The organism is Bradyrhizobium sp. LTSPM299, assembly GCF_000938235.1.
Classification (GTDB): Bacteria; Pseudomonadota; Alphaproteobacteria; order Rhizobiales; family Xanthobacteraceae; genus Bradyrhizobium.
Map to the genome: position 1 here is coordinate 54,387 of NZ_JYMU01000031.1, position 16,858 is coordinate 71,244.

16 protein-coding genes and 1 pseudogene are annotated in these 16,858 nt (G+C 63.2%); 8 read left to right on the top strand and 9 right to left on the bottom strand.

Annotation, left to right across the window (positions count from 1 at the left end):
• Positions 1-70 precede the first annotated feature (70 nt).
• Positions 71-1,768, top strand: coding sequence for a glutamine--tRNA ligase/YqeY domain fusion protein (locus UP10_RS17765; protein WP_044588756.1), 1,698 nt, complete (start codon positions 71-73; stop codon positions 1,766-1,768).
• Positions 1,769-1,803: 35 nt separating this feature from the next.
• Positions 1,804-2,190 carry a YybH family protein gene (locus tag UP10_RS17770; RefSeq protein WP_044588606.1) on the top strand — a complete coding sequence of 129 codons (387 nt, stop codon included), beginning with the start codon at positions 1,804-1,806 and terminating at the stop codon, positions 2,188-2,190.
• 239 nt (positions 2,191-2,429) lie between these two features.
• Here the strand turns inward: UP10_RS17770 and UP10_RS46360 are convergent, their stop codons facing one another.
• Positions 2,430-3,038, bottom strand: coding sequence for a LysR family transcriptional regulator (locus UP10_RS46360; RefSeq protein WP_044588757.1), 609 nt, complete (start codon positions 3,036-3,038; stop codon positions 2,430-2,432).
• Positions 3,039-3,177: 139 nt separating this feature from the next.
• Here UP10_RS46360 and UP10_RS17780 point away from each other — a divergent pair, with 139 nt between their 5' ends.
• The 5 genes and pseudogenes from UP10_RS17780 to UP10_RS42105 all read left to right on the top strand — a co-directional run bounded on the left by UP10_RS17780 (position 3,178) and on the right by UP10_RS42105 (position 8,754).
• Entirely contained in the window at positions 3,178-3,654 is a 477-nt protein-coding gene (locus UP10_RS17780; protein ID WP_044588607.1) for an L-2-amino-thiazoline-4-carboxylic acid hydrolase, read from the top strand.
• 106 nt (positions 3,655-3,760) lie between these two features.
• Positions 3,761-4,965, top strand: a pseudogene (locus tag UP10_RS17785) (ComEC/Rec2 family competence protein); the annotation flags it as partial.
• Positions 4,966-5,085: 120 nt separating this feature from the next.
• Entirely contained in the window at positions 5,086-5,655 is a 570-nt protein-coding gene (locus UP10_RS17790; RefSeq protein ID WP_044588608.1) for a hypothetical protein, read from the top strand.
• 644 nt (positions 5,656-6,299) lie between these two features.
• Positions 6,300-6,932: a recombinase family protein gene (locus UP10_RS17795; protein WP_044588609.1), complete on the top strand. Its 633-nt coding sequence runs from the start codon at positions 6,300-6,302 to the stop codon at positions 6,930-6,932.
• 1,201 nt (positions 6,933-8,133) lie between these two features.
• Entirely contained in the window at positions 8,134-8,754 is a 621-nt protein-coding gene (locus UP10_RS42105; RefSeq protein ID WP_050043719.1) for a hypothetical protein, read from the top strand.
• Between the two features lie 32 nt (positions 8,755-8,786).
• On the opposite strand, the gene UP10_RS44350 is transcribed toward UP10_RS42105, so the two are convergent.
• The 7 genes from UP10_RS44350 to UP10_RS17835 form a co-directional block, all read right to left on the bottom strand.
• Positions 8,787-8,987 carry a hypothetical protein gene (locus tag UP10_RS44350; RefSeq protein ID WP_156180095.1) on the bottom strand — a complete coding sequence of 67 codons (201 nt, stop codon included), beginning with the start codon at positions 8,985-8,987 and terminating at the stop codon, positions 8,787-8,789.
• 177 nt (positions 8,988-9,164) lie between these two features.
• The gene (locus UP10_RS17810) at positions 9,165-9,383 is read right to left on the bottom strand and encodes a hypothetical protein (RefSeq protein WP_044588611.1); all 219 of its coding nucleotides are present in this window, start codon (positions 9,381-9,383) and stop codon (positions 9,165-9,167) included.
• Between the two features lie 148 nt (positions 9,384-9,531).
• Positions 9,532-9,960: a hypothetical protein gene (locus tag UP10_RS17815; RefSeq protein WP_044588612.1), complete on the bottom strand. Its 429-nt coding sequence runs from the start codon at positions 9,958-9,960 to the stop codon at positions 9,532-9,534.
• 163 nt (positions 9,961-10,123) lie between these two features.
• Entirely contained in the window at positions 10,124-10,828 is a 705-nt protein-coding gene (gene lexA, locus UP10_RS17820; protein ID WP_044588759.1) for a transcriptional repressor LexA, read from the bottom strand.
• Between the two features lie 218 nt (positions 10,829-11,046).
• Positions 11,047-12,258 (bottom strand): molybdopterin molybdotransferase MoeA, encoded by a 1,212-nt coding sequence (locus tag UP10_RS17825; RefSeq protein ID WP_044588613.1) that lies wholly within the window; start codon positions 12,256-12,258, stop codon positions 11,047-11,049.
• 27 nt (positions 12,259-12,285) lie between these two features.
• A complete protein-coding gene (locus UP10_RS17830) occupies positions 12,286-12,912 on the bottom strand; it encodes an HAD family hydrolase (RefSeq protein WP_044588760.1) in 627 nt (208 codons plus the stop codon).
• Positions 12,913-13,233: 321 nt separating this feature from the next.
• Positions 13,234-13,977 carry a sulfite exporter TauE/SafE family protein gene (locus tag UP10_RS17835; protein WP_044588614.1) on the bottom strand — a complete coding sequence of 248 codons (744 nt, stop codon included), beginning with the start codon at positions 13,975-13,977 and terminating at the stop codon, positions 13,234-13,236.
• Positions 13,978-14,215: 238 nt separating this feature from the next.
• Between UP10_RS17835 and UP10_RS17840 the strand changes: the two genes are divergently transcribed.
• Positions 14,216-15,289 (top strand): Cj0069 family protein, encoded by a 1,074-nt coding sequence (locus tag UP10_RS17840; RefSeq protein WP_044588615.1) that lies wholly within the window; start codon positions 14,216-14,218, stop codon positions 15,287-15,289.
• 92 nt (positions 15,290-15,381) lie between these two features.
• On the opposite strand, the gene UP10_RS17845 is transcribed toward UP10_RS17840, so the two are convergent.
• On the bottom strand, positions 15,382-16,332 hold the full coding sequence (locus tag UP10_RS17845; RefSeq protein WP_050043720.1) for a YncE family protein: 951 nt from the start codon (positions 16,330-16,332) through the stop codon (positions 15,382-15,384).
• Positions 16,333-16,858 lie beyond the last annotated feature (526 nt).

Genomic DNA, 16,858 nt, shown 5'->3' on the forward strand with positions numbered 1-16,858 from the left:
AGACCGGCGCGGGGCTTGGCCTGCGGGCCCGAATTTGGCAGAAGGTCCGCAGAATCCACAGGAATTCGGCATGACGACAGAACCATTGGCGGCAGACACGGCGACGGCAGAGGCAGGGCGCGACTTCATTCGCGATATCGTCCAGGCCGATCTCGCTTCCCATAAGCATAGCCAGGTCGTGACGCGCTTCCCGCCGGAGCCGAATGGCTACCTGCACATCGGCCATGCCAAGTCGATTGCCCTGAATTTCGGCATCGCGCAGGAGTTCGGGGGCCAGTGCAATCTGCGCTTCGACGACACCAATCCGACCAGGGAGGAGCAGGAATATATCGACTCCATCCAGGCCGACGTTCACTGGCTCGGCTACGACTGGGGAACCAATCTCCATTACGCCTCTGACTATTTCGAGCGCCTGTACGAATGGGCCGAGGGCCTGATCAGGGACGGCCACGCCTATGTCGACGACCAGTCGCAGGAGGAGATCCGCACCTCACGCGGCACGCTGACCGAGCCGGGCAAGAACTCGCCGTTTCGCGATCGCTCGGTGGACGAGAACCTCGATCTGTTCCGCCGCATGAAGGCCGGCGAATTCCCGAACGGCGCCCGCGTGCTGCGCGCCAGGATCGACATGGCGTCAGGCAACATCAACCTGCGCGACCCCGTGCTGTATCGTATCCTGCACGCCCACCATCCCCGCACCGGCGACACATGGTCGATCTATCCGAGCTACGACTACGCCCACGGCCAGTCGGACGCGATTGAAGGCATCACCCACTCGATCTGCACACTGGAGTTCGAGGATCACCGGCCGCTCTATGAGTGGCTGCTCGACAAGCTGCCGGTGCCGTCGAAGCCGCGGCAGTATGAAATGGCGCGGCTGAACCTGACCTACACGCTGCTGTCCAAGCGCGTGCTGACCCAGCTCGTGCGCGACAACCACGTCTTGGGCTGGGACGACCCACGCATGCCAACCATCGCCGGCCTGAAGCGGCGCGGCGTGCCGCCGGCTGCGGTGCGCGAATTCATCAAGCGGATCGGCGTCGCCAAGGCCAACAGCGTGGTCGATGTCGGGATGCTCGAATTCTGCATCCGTGAGGAGCTGAACCGCACGTCTCTGCGCCGCATGGCCGTGCTGCGGCCGCTCAAGGTCGTGATCGAGAACTATCCGGAAGGGCAGGTCGAGGAGCTCGAGGCGATCAACCATCCCGACAATCCCGAGGCCGGCACCCGCAAGATCGCCTTCGGCCGCGAGCTCTATATCGAGCGCGACGACTTCATGGAGAACCCGCCGAAGAAGTTCTTCCGCCTCTCGCCCGGCACCGAGGTGCGGCTGCGCTACGCGTATTTCATCAAGTGCACAAGCGTGGTGAAGAACGACGCCGGCGAGATCGTCGAGCTCCGCTGCACCTACGATCCTGCGACCAAAGGCGGCAATGCGCCAGACGGCCGCAAGGTGAAGGCGACGATGCACTGGCTTTCAGCAGCGCAGTCGAAGCCGGCGGAGATCCGCGTCTACAATCAGCTGTTCGCCAATCCGAGCCCGAACGCGGGCAACTTCGCCGCCGACCTCAATCCGCAGTCGCTGGAAGTGCTGACCGACGCCCGCGTCGAGCCCGCGATCGCCGAGAGCAATTCGCCCGACGTGATGCAGTTCGAGCGGCAGGGCTATTTCGTGCGCGACCCAGACACGACGGCGGACAAGCTCGTGTTCAACCGCACCATCGGCCTGCGCGACACCTTTGCCAAGGAAGTCGGCGGCAAGAGCTAAGCCCAGCGCCGTGGTCGACGAGATGGAGGCGAACGATGCCAAGCGAGATCGATGACGTCGCCTCCGACATCATCGGCAAATGGTCCGCGCGGTTTGGCAAGCTCGACGCCGATGCGCTTGCCGCGCTCTATTCGAAGAGCGCGTTCTTTTTCGGATCGAACCCGACGCTCTATCGCGGCCGCGATGGGGTGAAGGCCTATTTCAATGGCTTGCCGCGCTGGGCTGCGCCGCGCGTCCAGTTCGGCGAGGTCAGGACCGAGCGGGTCAATCCCGATCTCGTCAACATGGCGGCGATCGCGTCCTTCTTCCTCGAAGGCGATGCGCCGTCGCTCGCGGTGAAGATCACCTGGGTGATCGCCCGCGAGGACGGCGACTGGAAGATCGCCTGCCACCATGTCTCGTCGCTGGCGCCGCTGATTTAGAGCATGATGCGATAGCATGCCGTCGCAGGGGCGCACTGCCAAAACATCGAGAACAACCCCATGCAAGTAGCCGGCGTTCGACACGGCAACTTGACACGTCGGGCAACTCAACGGTATTCTTCCATTATTCCGAAATCATGCAAGCTAGCCCCGCCCGCAAGCGGGAGAGGTGCAGCCAAGTCTGCGGATCGGCCGATTCAACCCGACTTCATCTTGCTCTAGACCAGCCGCGGCCCGCATCACGTCTCGGCGGACAGATTCTGCTCCTGCAGGACCTTGACGAGCGCCCGGTGCTCCAGGCAGCCGGCCAATCCCGGCAGCGTGAGCAGGGTAGCCGGCACGGTCGCGCCCTTCGGCGAGCGAAGTTCGACCTGCTCGAGATGCAGTCCCGGATGCGATCGCGTGGGGGGCCGCAGCAGGGCATCGAGCCTGCCGTCGATCAACTCGCCGAGATCGCCGGTCGCGGAGAGATTGACGCGCAATGGCCGCTGGTCCTGCCGCGTCAAGCCTTGGATCGCAGGGCACTTCCTTGACAGGATGATCGGTGCAACGCCGAGCCGAAGCCGTCTGCCGCGAAGCGCGGGCGCGGTGCGATGCGTCGCATTCGATATCTCATGAAAGGCGCGGCTGATCGACGGCAGGTACTCTTCGCCGGCGGCCGTCAGCAGCAATCCGCGCGGCAGCCGCCGGAACAGCGCGATCCCCAACGCGATCTCCAGCGCCTTCACCTGCTGGCTGACTGCGCCGGGCGTCACGCATAGTTCGTCGGCCGCTCGCTTGAAGCTCAAATGCCGCGCGGACGTCTCGAAGGCGCGCAGCCCGTTCAGGGGAGGGAGACGGTAGCTCATCGTCGGCACATCTCGGGTTCTGTCGAGCCGCAGGTTTCAGGGATAGATTTTCTAAGTCAATGGCCGAGGAGGATTGGTTTGATCCGGCTGCTCCGCTCCCGCAGAAATAGCCGACCGGTTTCTGCCAGGGAGAGCATCCATGCCCGACACTCACGAAGTGGCCATCAATCATTTGCAGCGGCGCAAGATCGAGGGTCGCGTTCTGATCCCCTTCATCCAGACGCTGCGTGACAAGCTCGGAGACGATGCCGCGCGAGAGCTCGTCGATGCGACGATACGCCGGCTGGCGACCGAGGATGGCGCAACATGGGCCACCACCTACGGACAGGGTATCGGATCGTTGAGGCGAATTGTCGATGAACTGTGGGCGGCCGGCGGCGGCATGGAGGTCCAGGTCCTGGATCAGTCGGATCAAGAGTTTGCTTTCAACGTGAAGCGCTGCGGTTATGCAGAGTTCTACAAGGATCTCGGCCTCGCTGACATCGGTTACCAGGTTCACTGCAAACGCGACCATGCCATGCTCACAGGGTTCGACGACGGCCTGGAGCTGTCGCGTTCCCAGACCTTGATGGAGGGGGCCTCGTGCTGCGATTTCCGGTTTCGCAGGACGCCGTAGCAGCCGCAGCTCGTGCTGCCGGATACCTCGTGTTCTGGTTGCGTTCCGCTAATCGGCCAACGGCGGCTTCCGCTAGCCTTGTCGTCCGGCAGGGATCGCGAGCGGGATGGCGGAGCAGGGTACGACGCCGGGCGGCAAGCGCGGCTACGCGGGGACGTGGCCGCCGCGCGCGGCCGCGCCGGTTGGAGGCTATGTGCCGGTGCGCGCCAGCATCTGGCCGCCTCTCAATGGGTGCGCGCCGAGGCGGGGGCCGGGCGGCTGCTGCCGTGGGTGCCGGTGGCATTCGGCACCGGCATCGCGTTCTACTTCGCGGCCGAGCATGAGCCGGTGCTATCGGTTGCGGCAATCGTAGCGATCGCGCTGTGTGCGCTGGCGTTCCTGCTGCGGCGGCAGAAGCTGTTTCCCGCCATCGTCATGGCCGCGGCCGTGGCGGCGGGCTTTGCCACTGCGACCTGGAAGACCGCGCGGATCGCCCACGGCGTGCTGGCACGGCCGATGTTCTCGGTGGCGCTGACCGGATTTGTCGAGACACGCGACGTCAGAGAGAAGACCGACCGCTTCGTGCTGCGCGTGGTCTCGATGGAGAGCCCGCGCGACGCCTTGAGGCTCGAGCGCGTCAGGCTCTCGGTGAAGAAGGGCACCGCGCCCGATGTCGGCAGCTTCGTCGAACTGAAAGCGCGGTTGCAGCCGCCGCTCGGACCGCAGCGCCCGGGCTCCTATGATTTCGGCCGTGACGGCTATTTCCAGGGCATCGGCGCCTCTGGCTTCGCGATGGGCGCGATCAAGACCAAGGAGCCGCCGGCAAGCGGCGGCCCGGCGCTGCGCTACGCGGCCGTGATGCAGAACCTGCGCGATGCCATCGACGCACGCATCCGCACGTCGCTCGATGGCGACAAGCGTGCGATCGCGACCGCGCTGCTGACCGGCCGGCGCGATGCAATCACCACGCCGGTCAACGATGCGATGTTCATCTCCGGTCTCGGCCACGTTCTGTCGATCTCCGGCTATCACATGGCCGTCGTCGCGGGCGTCGTGTTCTTCGTGGTGCGTGCGCTGCTGGCGCTGTTTCCGGCGCTGACGGTGGGCCATCCGATCAAGAAATGGGCGGCCGCCGCCGTGCTTGTCGCCGCGGCGTTCTATCTCCTGCTGTCGGGTTCGGAGGTCGCGACCCAGCGGTCGTTCTTCATGACGGCCGTGGTGCTGATCGCGGTCATGGTCGATCGCCGTGCGATCACGTTCCGGAAGCTGGCGGTGGCGGCGCTGATCGTGCTGGCGATCGCGCCGGAAGCGCTGGTGCATCCGAGCTTCCAGAGCTTGGAGACGCTTTCCGCATAGTTGAGCTTTCAGCACTCAACCGCTCTGAAATCACACACATTTCTCCAGCCGTCACTTCCTGCCGTGCCGCACGGAAACGGAACGAATGGCGGTAAAATGCCGGTTAGTGCTGAGCTGCCGGATGATGACGCTGGCCGCGACCACTTGTACATCGCGGCATGCCATCTCTGGCACATCGGGAAGAAGAGCGGTCCCGTCGCCGCCATAGAGGCGTGGGTCGCGCAGTGGGCACCCTGGTGCGGTCCGGACGAGCTTGCCGCACTGATCAGGCGCGTCGAGCTCAACCCGCGCAAGTGGACGGCGGACGAACTGGCATACGACCTGGGGCTCTACGTTCTGCCCTTCGTGGTTCGGCAGGCCCTGGGGCTGACGACGATAGGCTCTCTCGACGTCGACAAGAAGGGGCGGGAGAAGCGGCAGGTAGAGTTGAGCAAGGATAGGAGCACGGAGCGCCGACGTGAAGCCGGCGCTATCCCGCGCTCAGAGTGGCTTGCCAAGAATACCGCAAGCCGTACCGAGCCGCGGGTCCCGATGGGTATCAGCAAGGCCACGTACCATCGTCGACTGAGGCAGGCGAGGGGTGAGACAGGTCCGAACGGAGCAAAATATAGGAAGACACTGCTGAGTTCGGACTTGTCTCACGTCGGTGAAGGCCCGCGCGCCTGAGCGCGACGGGCGCCGTGCATCGGGCGTTACTGTCCTAATTCAGACAATCTTCTTCGCGAAGTAAAGTCCGCAGACCGCTGTCTAAAAAAGGCCAGGTTCAAATTCTGTGAACCGGCACCATTAAGATCTCGTAACGTAAGGCTGGTGTCAGCTGAGTATGTGACATCGTTGATGGTCATTGTCCCGTCATCAGATAGGATCGATGGCTGCGAGGTCCGCGTGTTGGGGCTGCGCCTCAGCCGCGTGACCTCGCTTCTTGCCGCCTCAGTTGGCGGGCCGCTATCGGTCCCATCTGGAATGCGGCCCCGTATCGCTTGAACACGGGCGCGATCGTCTCTGGATTTTTTTGCGGGAGCCTCCCCTCGACCCGGCGCACCCCCGCGATGCCTCGCCGGGTGGTTCGATTCTTGCAGTAAACCATGCCGGCCTGTGACAATCATTCCGGCTTCGCGGGCCTGTTCCAACCTGACCTTGCCCGGCGCGGCGCATCCCGGTGGCGCGCCGGGCATCTTTTCATCCGTGGTTGTCCGTTGGGGTACGCGTAGCGGACATGTCAAGATCGTCAAAGAACATGTCCGATAGGGTTGACTCTGCCTTTCGGACATCATTTTATGTGGACACCAACTCAACGGACAGGTGTTCCAATGGCGACCATCCTCTACTGCCGAGTTAGCACGTCGGAGCAGACCAGCGCTCATCAGCGCACGATGGCCGAGGCGACCGGATACAAGTTCGACGCCGTCCTATGCGACGAAGGCGTCTCTGGCGTGTCTACGCGCCTTGTCGAGCGGCCTGAAGGCCGCCGGCTGTTCGACATGCTGCGCGAAGGCGACACGCTGGTGGTGCGCTGGGTAAATCGCCTGGGCCGCAACTATGAGGACATCACCGAGGTGCTGCGCGAGTTCATTAGGCGCGGTGTCATCGTCCGGACGGTGATCAACAGCATGGTGTTCGACGGCACCACCAAGGACCCCATGCAGAAGGCCGCCAGAGACGCGGTGATCGCGTTCATGGCTGCCAACGCTCAGGCCGAGGCCGAGGCCATTAAGGAAGCCCAGCGGGCCGGCATCGCGCACGCCAAGGCACATGGCGAGTATCGGGGCCGGAAGCCGAGCTTCACCCGGCAGCAAGTCGACAAGGTGCGCGACATGCTTGCGCAAAACCGGAGCGCGATCGCGATCGCGAACACCACCGGCCTGAGCCGGCAAACGGTCTACCGTATCAAGGATGACCCCGCAGCGGTTGAGGCGGCTCTGGCGACGTGGGAGCGGGTTTAGACTAGGAACACTGCCCCAGAGCACGCGTTGCCTCAGCATGAAATCGCACCTGACCAAGACGGAAACGACCCGAGGCCTTATCGGCGCTGCGACAATGCTGGCCGCCGCGTGCGCAATCGCCTTCGCGACCGCGGCGCACTTCGCCGCGTAGCCCTGCACCCGTGACAGTCCCGCCCGATCGCAAGCCTCGCCGCTACTCGACAGGCGAAATCTTCGATACGCTGTGGCTCGGTGTGACCTTGGTCTCGATATGGGGGTCTATCGTCGCGCTGATCGGCTCAATCCTATTGTACGCCTAGTGACGGACGCGACCCGGAATGCCTGTCAGCCCGGTGTCAGCTTTGCTAACTAGAGCTAGGGCTTTAACGGGCCGGATTGTCCCAGTGCCAAAACCACCAACCACTGGTCTGACCTACGCGGACCTCCGCAAAGAATGCCTCCAGGCTGTTCGGCAGTGGCCCGGCTGCGAAACGATCAGCGGCATCCAGATCATCAGGCAGAACGACGGCTCCTTTTCGGTAAAGGTCACCCTCTACGGCGCATCGCCGAGGCGACTCGCTGATCGAGCAATGAAGGTCGTTCAGCGGGAAATGCGCCACCGGTTTCATTTGATCGAGTGAACCGTCCAAGCCAGGGGGGCCGCCCTATTCGGCGTCGGCGGTGTCAGTCAATCCTGCCGGCGCTTCGTCGAACTATCGAGATCCGCAGCTTCATCGGCCTTTCGCGCCTTCTCGAGGAGAATGTCCCGTTCCGTGCCGGGAGGCAGCTTCTCGGTTTAGCCGTGCAAATGCAGCGAGCCGTTCTTGGAGCGAAGCTGGTCGCCTGCCTCGTCCGATTACGTCCTTCTCCCGGTGCGAACCGATGGTATCGAAGCAAATTCGATGCCCGCTTGTCTTTGAGCCTGGCGTCGGGCGCCTGTGGATTTCTGGGATAACTGGTTGACACGCCGGCATTGGAGGCGACGGCCCAATCATTGGGCTCGACTCCCGGGGTTTAGAGGCGTGAACTTGCCAGCGGCGCTAAGCCCATAACCCGCGCCAACCCCAGCCGCATTGGCCCTCGCTGACCCCCTCAGCGGGGGTCGCTGGTTTACGGGGCATCCCCGAGGCCCCGCGGGGGAGGCTGGACCCCCGTCCGATCCTTCCGTGGTATGATTTGGGCCGCCCATTGAGGCGGCCTGAGCGAGGGAACACTGATAATCGTGCCAACCCTGAAGCAGACGTCCGGTGCGCTTCCGAGCCGCTGCTCCAATTGCGGGTTCGTGTTCATTTCCAATGATTTTGGCGCTACAGAATCGACAGGCGCAGCATTCATCAACAACGTGACCCAGTGTCAAAGGTGCGGACGTCCAGCCCGTGTCGTCGACGGAAAATTTGACTTCGTTGAGAACGCGATCCGCGTCGTTCATGCGCCGCAAGAAACGATCGAGATCCTGCGTGTTCTGCAGACCGCACTGGACGAAGCTCGGCAGGGGAAGCCAGAGGCCGAGGTTGTCAGTACGATCGAAGCTTCCTCGCCAGAGCTCGCCGTCGCAATCAAGAAAAAGATGTCGGCTGGCGGGGCGCTTACCGCCTTGCTGCTTACCCTTCTCGCAAGCTGCTCGAATAGCACAACACTGAACTGGAACCAGCTGGTCGATCAGGTGCATGTCTACGCAACAGGCCAGGAGCCATACCCAAGACTAACACCCTTAGCCGCGCCCGCGGAAGAACCAGAAGCACGACCAAAGCAGACCAGACAGCAACGGCGCCACCAAGAACGCCAAGAAGCCAAAAAGGCTCGTCAGCAGCGGCCGCAACAGCCAAAGAAACCTAAGCATTAGGCGGAGCAAGCGGCTTCGGCATTTTCGGTGCCTCACTGAGGCGCCGCAAGCTTCCTTCGGTGCGATCGAATGATCACATCTGCGAAATTTCGCGGTGTTTCCGCTCTGTTTTCGCGCACGACTAAATCCGTTTTTACCGGGATGGGCGATACTCTCGCCTCGGCGGCGAGTTCTTTCATGCGTTCCTGCCCGCGGAGGCCAGGATTGTTGGCACTCGTGAAACGACTGCTCATGGCAGCTCCTTTCGTTTTTGAGATGGTTGGAAGCCCGAGCACGGGCACAGGTCGCCGATCTCGCGGAGCGAGCCGGGATTCGAAGTTGGATGGTGGATTGGCGCGCCTATCAGGCGCGCGACATGCCTTGCAGGATTAGCTGCTCGAGTTGGGCTGCTGCCCATACGATTAGTCGGGTTAGGACGAAGGCCCGGTCGGCAGCTCGAACAAACCGAGGTGGTACTCGGCCGCGTCGGGATCAGCGTCGGGTATCTTGACGAGGGTGAAGGCGGCCTGGGGAAACTGCTCCCAGACCTTCAGGTCGGCGGCCGTCACCGTCAGCCAGCCGAACCGGAACATGTAGCGGCCCGGCTCCGTGACGCGTCCAGCCTTTTGCCAAGTGACCTTGTCGACCACCGCGCGTGTCCTTGTCGGACCGTGATGATGCGCCAAGGCGCCATTGGACGCAAATCCACAAATGCGCCCCGGAACGCTAAGTCCGGGGTCGCTGGAAATGACTTTGGTCACCCGCCGCGCGGAGGCTCATCCCGCGGCGATGATGGTCTCAACCCAAAAACAGCGACGCGAATACGGAGGGCCGCCGCTCCACGACCTTGGGCTCGCGCTCGACGGTCGACGCGACCGCCGGCAGCTGCAGCACGGTGACGCGCTGGCCTTCGCAGAGCTGGGTCACCAGCAAGCGGTTGCCGTCGGGGAATTCGACCGCATCATGATGGCGATCGGGAACGTCGGGCTCGACCTCGTTGAACACGCCGACGCGGTAGCCGATCGTCCGGGTCCAGAGCCAGCGGCCGTCGTAGCGGACGTTCTCGGCGAAGGCGAGCTCGGTGCCCGGACGCATGCACACCGCAACGGCGGGATCATGCTCCGAAGCAAAGCCGCGGGTCGACGTGCCGCGGAAGGTCGTGGTGATCAGCGTCTCTCCGACGACGGCGGGGCGCGATGCCACGGCGTGCAGACTATAGTCACACATCGGATGGCTCCTCATTTCGAGGTAGCGACCCGTGCCTCTCCTTGAGGCATAGGGCCTCTACCAGAGTGGACGATAGCGTACGATCTTCTTCCCGTTTCTGGGCGATTGTACGACTGACCGTGGAGCACTCCGATCACAAACGCGCTACAGCGCGTTTGCTGCCTCAGTACTTGCGATAGAGCCCGATCAGCTTGCCCTGGATCCGCACCCGGTTCGGCGGCAGGATGCGCACTTCATAGGCGGTGTTGGCCGGCTCGAGCGCGATCGAGGCGCCGCGGCGGCGGAAGCGCTTCAGGGTGGCTTCCTCTTCGTCGATCAGCGCCACCACGATATCGCCGGTGTTGGCGGTGTCGTTGCGCTGGATCAACGCCATGTCGCCGTCGAGAATGCCGGCTTCGACCATCGAGTCGCCGCGCACTTCCAGCGCGTAGTGCTCCCCGGAGCCGAGCATGTCGGGCGGGACGCTGATGGTGTGGCTGCGGGTCTGCAGCGCCTCGATCGGGGTACCGGCCGCGATCCGGCCCATCACGGGGACTGCGACCGGGCGGTTGCCGTCCTCCTCGGCCGTCATCGGCGCGGTCGAGCGTTTGCCGAGCGTGCCCTCGATGACGCTTGGCGTGAAGCCACGCCGGCCATTGCCGCCGCCGCCGGAGAGCTCGGGAAGCTTGATCACCTCGATCGCGCGGGCGCGGTTGGGCAGGCGGCGGATGAAGCCGCGCTCTTCCAGGGCCGTGATGAGGCGGTGGATACCGGATTTCGAGCGCAGGTCGAGCGCGTCCTTCATCTCGTCGAAGGAGGGCGGCACGCCGGCCTCTTTCAGACGTTCGTTGATGAAACGCAGAAGTTCGTACTGTTTGCGCGTGAGCATCTCGAGCATTCCCCCGGTTGGTAGCGTCGTTCGATTCCGAGACTTCAGAAGAAAGCCGGACCTCGGGAGCGCGAAACTCCGAGACGGACTCCCATTTGGTGACACCAGTACTCGAAACAAATCATGAACGGACACTATATGTTCGATATGTGTTCCGCAACCACTTAATTTCAGGTGAACGTAACTGGCACTCCCGATGCGCGGCTACCGCGAAGGCCTCACTCCGGCATGGTCAGGATCTCGCACGCCGCGCCCTTGGCGGCGGCCGGCGCGAACGGCGGGCGGATCAGAAGTGCCCGTGCCGCAGCGAGATTTCCCAACAGCGAACTGTCCTGCTGCGTGACCGGCGTTGCGATCAGCGTGCCGTTGTCGCGCTGCTCGAGCCGCGCGCGCAGATAATCCTCGCGCTGGTCGTTGGCGGCGAGATCGCGGCCGAGCAGGGCGCGCTCGCGGACATGATGAACCGTCTTGCGGCCGCACAGGCTGCGAATCAGCGGCACCAGAAACAGGAAGGCGCACACATAGGACGACACTGGATTGCCGGGCAGGCCGATCACCCGCATTCCCCCGAGACGCCCGTGCATCATCGGTTTGCCCGGCCGCATCGCGATCCGCCAGAACGCCATATTGACGCCCTCGGCCTCCAGCGACTGCTTGACCAGGTCGTGGTCGCCGACCGAGGCGCCGCCGGTGGTGATCAGGATGTCGGCCCCGACGTCACGCGCGCGGCGGATCCCCGCGGTCGTCGACGCCACAGTGTCGGCCGCGATTCCGAGATCGACGGTCTCGGCACCCTCGGCGCGGGCCAGCGCCCGCAGCGCATAGCCGTTGGAATAGACGATCTGGCCGGGGCCGGGGCGGGAGCCGGGCATTACGAGTTCATCGCCGGTCGCCAGCACCGCCACCTTCGGACGGCGGCACACCGGCAGCTCCGGATAGTTCATCGCAGCCGCAAGCGACAGCGCGCGGTCGGCCAGCAGACTGCCGCCTGCCAGCAGCACATCGCCCTCGTGGAAATCCACGCCGGCCGCGCGGATATGTCGTCCTTTGGCGGCCGCCTCGGTGATGGTGATGTGGTCGCCGTCGGTGCGGGTGTCTTCCTGGATGATGATCGCGTCGGCGCCGTCGGGGATCACGCCGCCGGTAAAAATCCGCACCGCTTCGCCGGCGCCGACCGTCCGCGCGAACGGCCGGCCGGCCGCGACCTCGCCGATCACCTTGAGCCGGGCCGACAGGTTGGCCGCATCGGCTGCGCGCACCGCATAGCCGTCCATCGCCGACATCGGCTGCGGCGGCTGGGTGCGCCGCGCCGCGATATCGCGCGCCAGCGTGCGGTGATAGGCGGCATCGAGCGCCACCATCTCCTCGGGCAGCGGGTCGGCGCCCGCGAGGATGGCGGCGAGGGCATCGGCAACCGGCATCAGGGCCACGGGCAAAGCTCCTCAAAGTCCGAGTCTTCAAATTCCAAGTGCGGTCAGCGCCCTTGCCACGTCATCCGTCGATGTCACGTGGATGGCCTGAAGGCCGCGCGCCCGCGCGCCTTCGATATTGGCAGCCGAGTCGTCGAAGAACAGGATCCGCGACGCCGGCACGCCGATCGCTTTTACCACATGATCATAGGCCTCGGCGTCGGGTTTCCTTAAGCCGATCGTCGACGACAGGAAGACGGTCCTGAAGTGACTGAGCAGGTCGGCATAGGCGGCCGAGAAATGCGCGATGTGGGCCGGGTTGGTGTTGGAAAACGCATAGAGCGGCATCCGCTTCGCGGCGTTCGCGAGCAGGGGGCGGATGCCCACCATCTCGCCGGTGAAGATCGCGTTCCAGCCCTCGAGGAACTGCGCGTCGGTGAGGTCGACACCCAGCGAGCTCCGCAGGTTCGCGAAAAACGCCGCGTCGTCGATCCGACCGATCTCGTGATGCTTGAAACTGTCGTCGACGACGAAACGTTTTGCGAGGACGGCGGGCGCACAGCCGGCGTGCTGCGCCCAGCGCGCCATCACTTCGTCGAAGCTGATGTCGAGCACGACGCGGCCGATATCGAACAGCAGCACGTCGACGGAATTGGGGGAAAGGGAGGAGGTCATTGCGGGAACGGTGTACGAGAATTTGTGCGCAACATCAACGCTGTCGTCCCGGCGAAAGCCGGGATCCATAACTACAGGGTTGTGTTGTCGAAAAAGCTGTAGCCCCAGCGGCGCGCGACAATCGGCATTTGTGGTTGGGTCCCGGGTCAAGCCCGGGACGACACCGAATTTGTGGCGCGACCTGCGAGTCATACACCAACATTCTCGCGACATGATTGTCCGAGCTTTACAAAAAAAACGAAATGACTTCTGTCGCGGGACCTTGTGCCGCGGGCAAATCAGTGATCGTGATTTCCGGCGGGAACGCGCGGAGCCGGCAACTCATCCCGGATGGGACAGCGCCGAGACGATCAACGACAGTCCGGAGAACAGCAGCAGCACCAGGACGGTCTTGCGGAACGTCTCATCGTTGATTTTTCCAAACAGTTTGAAGCCGGCCCAAAGGCCGGCCACCATGAATGGAATGCCCAACGCGTACAGTGCCAGCGTATCTCTGGTGATTGAGCCGGCAGCCGCCTGGGAGATCGAGATAACCACGAATGCTATGAACAGCACCGGCTGAAACACGGCGCGCTGCACCTCCTTGGGCCAGCCGCGCCATTGGCACGAGATCGTCGAGATAATGCCGCCGAGGCCCGTCAGGCCACCAAGCAAGCCGTTGGAAACGCCAATCGCCAGATCAGATCCGATTCCAATCTTCATCGGAGCGAAGACCGGCCGCGTCAGGCCGTAAATCGCGTAAAGCTCAAGCACCACACCGACGCCGAACCGCAAATAGGTGGAGTTGAGGTAAGCCAGAATGCTGACGCCGACCGGGATGCCGACGACCGTCCCAAGCGCGAGCGGCCAGGCCTTCCGCCAGTCGATTGTGTGGCGCAGCTTGAAGATGCCATAGCCCTGCGTGAGCAGACCGTAGCCGGCGATCAAGGTGGCGGTTTGTATCGGCGTGATGATATGCAGCCATACGCCGGATACGACGATGCCCATCGCAAAGCCGGAAAAGCCGCTGACGAAGCCGCCGGCAAGGGCGGCGAGGGCAAAGAGAGTAAAGAAAAATCCATCCATAGAGTCGCTCCCCCGAACGAGGTGGCGAGCGCTTGGATGGTAAAGCCCATCTAAACGGGGAGGCTCCAATGATCCCCTGTCGCGACATTACCGAGCACGGTCAAGCGAAGCAATCTCCGTCTTGAAACCTGCTTGCGATGTCGCGTAAAGTAATTGTCGTGGGGACAATGCAGACTCCCCGTCAGACCTCTCCCCGTCCAAGCTCTGCGCGACACGCGATCCGTCGTGGAGCTTGCGCATGGACACCGAACACTCTCCTCACCACAAGACCGTTGCAATCCTTTCGCGTGGAGACGCTGCCGCACGTCGGGACACGACCCCACAAAACAGTCGCTTCATCCGCGTTTTCGAAGCGCTCTCCGCTGTCGGCATCGAGGCCCGTCCCGTTGTCTACGACGAAGCCTTCGCCGACGCGGTCCGGAACGAACTGCTCGCGGTCGATGGCGTCCTGGTCTGGGTCGACCCGATCCATCAGGGCAAGACACGCGCGGCACTCGATCCGTTGCTGCGTGAGATCGCGGCGCAGGGCCCGTGGGTCAGTGCACATCCCGACATCATCCTCAAGATGGGCGTCAAGGAGGTGCTCTACCGCACGCGCCATTTGGGCTGGGGCGGTGACACGCATCGCTATGACAGCGCAGACGCCTTCCGCGTCGAATTCCCGTCGTGCCTTCGGGCCGGCGGCCCGCGGGTGATCAAACAAAACCGCGGAAATGGAGGCCAGGGCGTCTGGAAGGTGGAAGCTTTGCCGGATACGGCCACGACGGTCCGGGTGCTCCACGCGCTGCGCGGCAGCTTGCCCGAGGAGATGCCGCTCGACGCGTTCATCGTCCGCTGCGAGCCGTATTTCGGGTGGGGCGGCTGCATCATCGACCAGGCGTACCAGCCTCGTCTGCCCGAAGGAATGATCCGCTGCTACATGAGCGGCTCCAAGGTCGCGGGCTTCGGTCAGCAATTGATCAAGGCCTTGATCCCGCCTCCGCCGGAAGGCCCGGACTCGCCTGAAGCGCAGCCGGGGTCGCGGATGATGCATGGGCCCGATGCCTCGCTGTTCCAGACACTGCGAAGGTCGATGGAGGACACATGGACCCCGCAGTTGATGGAAACGCTTGATATCGACGAAGACTCGTTGCCGGTCATCTGGGACGCGGATTTTCTCTACGGCCCACAGGATGCGGCGGGCGCCGACACTTACGTCCTCTGCGAAATCAACGCGAGTTCATGCTTCGCGATCCCTGACGACGCGCCGGCGGCGATCGCACGGACGGTCAAGGACCGCATCCTTCAAAACCAACGAGCGGGTTCCGGCTGATAGGAGCCGTCGCGACCGGTACCCACCAGGCCATGCGGCGCGCCGACGACAACTCGCCGGTCATCGATACGGTTCAATCGAGCGGAGCCGATTCAAGGCAAAGGCTTGAACACCCAGATCGCTGCTGGGCCCGCCGGGCCTGCACGGACCGCGACCAGCAGACGATCCAATTCCGGTAGGAACAAAGAGGTCCGTGCGCCGGCAGCGGTCGGAATGCGCGCGATTCGCCGATAGGTCGCGGCGTCGGTCTCGAACACATCGACGTAACCGGCTCCGCAACTGACATAGACGCGCGAGCGTTTGGCATCGACGAAGAGGTCGTCGACGTCGCCGCAGGTTTCGGCATTCGCGATGGACTTGCCGTTGGCCAGGTCGAAGACACCCAGGTCGGCCGGATTACGAAAGGCCACAAGAATTCGGCCTCGTTCGTGATCCGCGGTCATCGCGAAATTGCCACCCTTGTCCATTGGCCAGGTTGCGAGCTGCTTGCCGGAAGTGCCATCCACCACCGCAATCGCGTGGGCGTCGGGCAAATTGACCAAGATGCGATCCTGGACGAGCTGAAAGCTCTCTGGATGCGCTTTCAATGGCACGCTCCGGACTTTGCTGCGGGTCAAGGGATCCAGCACGGCCAACCCGCCATCACCAAAACCGACGACGACGCGCTTGGCTGCGGCGTCGATACGAACGTTGTCGGCATCGCTGCCGAGTTCGATTCGTCCCGTCGTCCTGTATTCGGTGCCTTCCAACAGGCTGACCGAGCCACCCCGCGCGTTGGCGACGAACAGCGTATCAGTCGACAGCTCATAGCCGACACCTTGCGGTTCGTTCAGCCCATGGATGGTCCGGATCAGGGTGTGATTGGCCAAATCGACGACGCCGACGCTGTCATTGCCGAGTTCGGCTATGAACAACCGCTGCCTCTTCAAATCGACCGCCATGTGGTCGATACGGCCCTGCACATCGCCGAGCAGGATTTTTGCTTCGAGTCGGAGAGGCCGCTTGTCTTCCGATTGAGCCGCGGCAGCGGCGCCGGATAGCATCGCAAGTCCAGCCAACATTTTGGCAATTTCCTGAAATGTTCGATGAACCATTTTTCGACCCTCCTGTCGGATGGCTTCTCAGCGTACCGTCCTGATCGTAGACATGCTGATAGTGCACCTCATCGGTCAGCTGCATCCGGCAAGCTTCGTACGGATCGGTGCAGCCGATAATTTCCGAAGGCTTTCCTCGGCGACAAAGCCGGCATCGAGGGCAACTGAGCCCCCGATGCCGCAGGCGAGTGCCGCGATGAGGCACTTCAGGGATCGTTCGCTGAAAAAACGGTCCTCACTTCGTGCAGGACTTCATGCACATCCGATACTCGGATTTGCAGGTCGCACCGGCTTAATTCTTCATGCAGGCCTTTTGCTGGTCAGCGCAGACCCTGCAACTCGTCTGCGCATGTGCGGCGTTGAATGACACGCAAGCGCAGACTATACCGTGATCGCCACTAGCCTCATGGCAAAGCGTCCCCTTTTTCACATTTCGCAATCGCCGTCGGAATCGGAACGGGGCTCTAGATGTTTG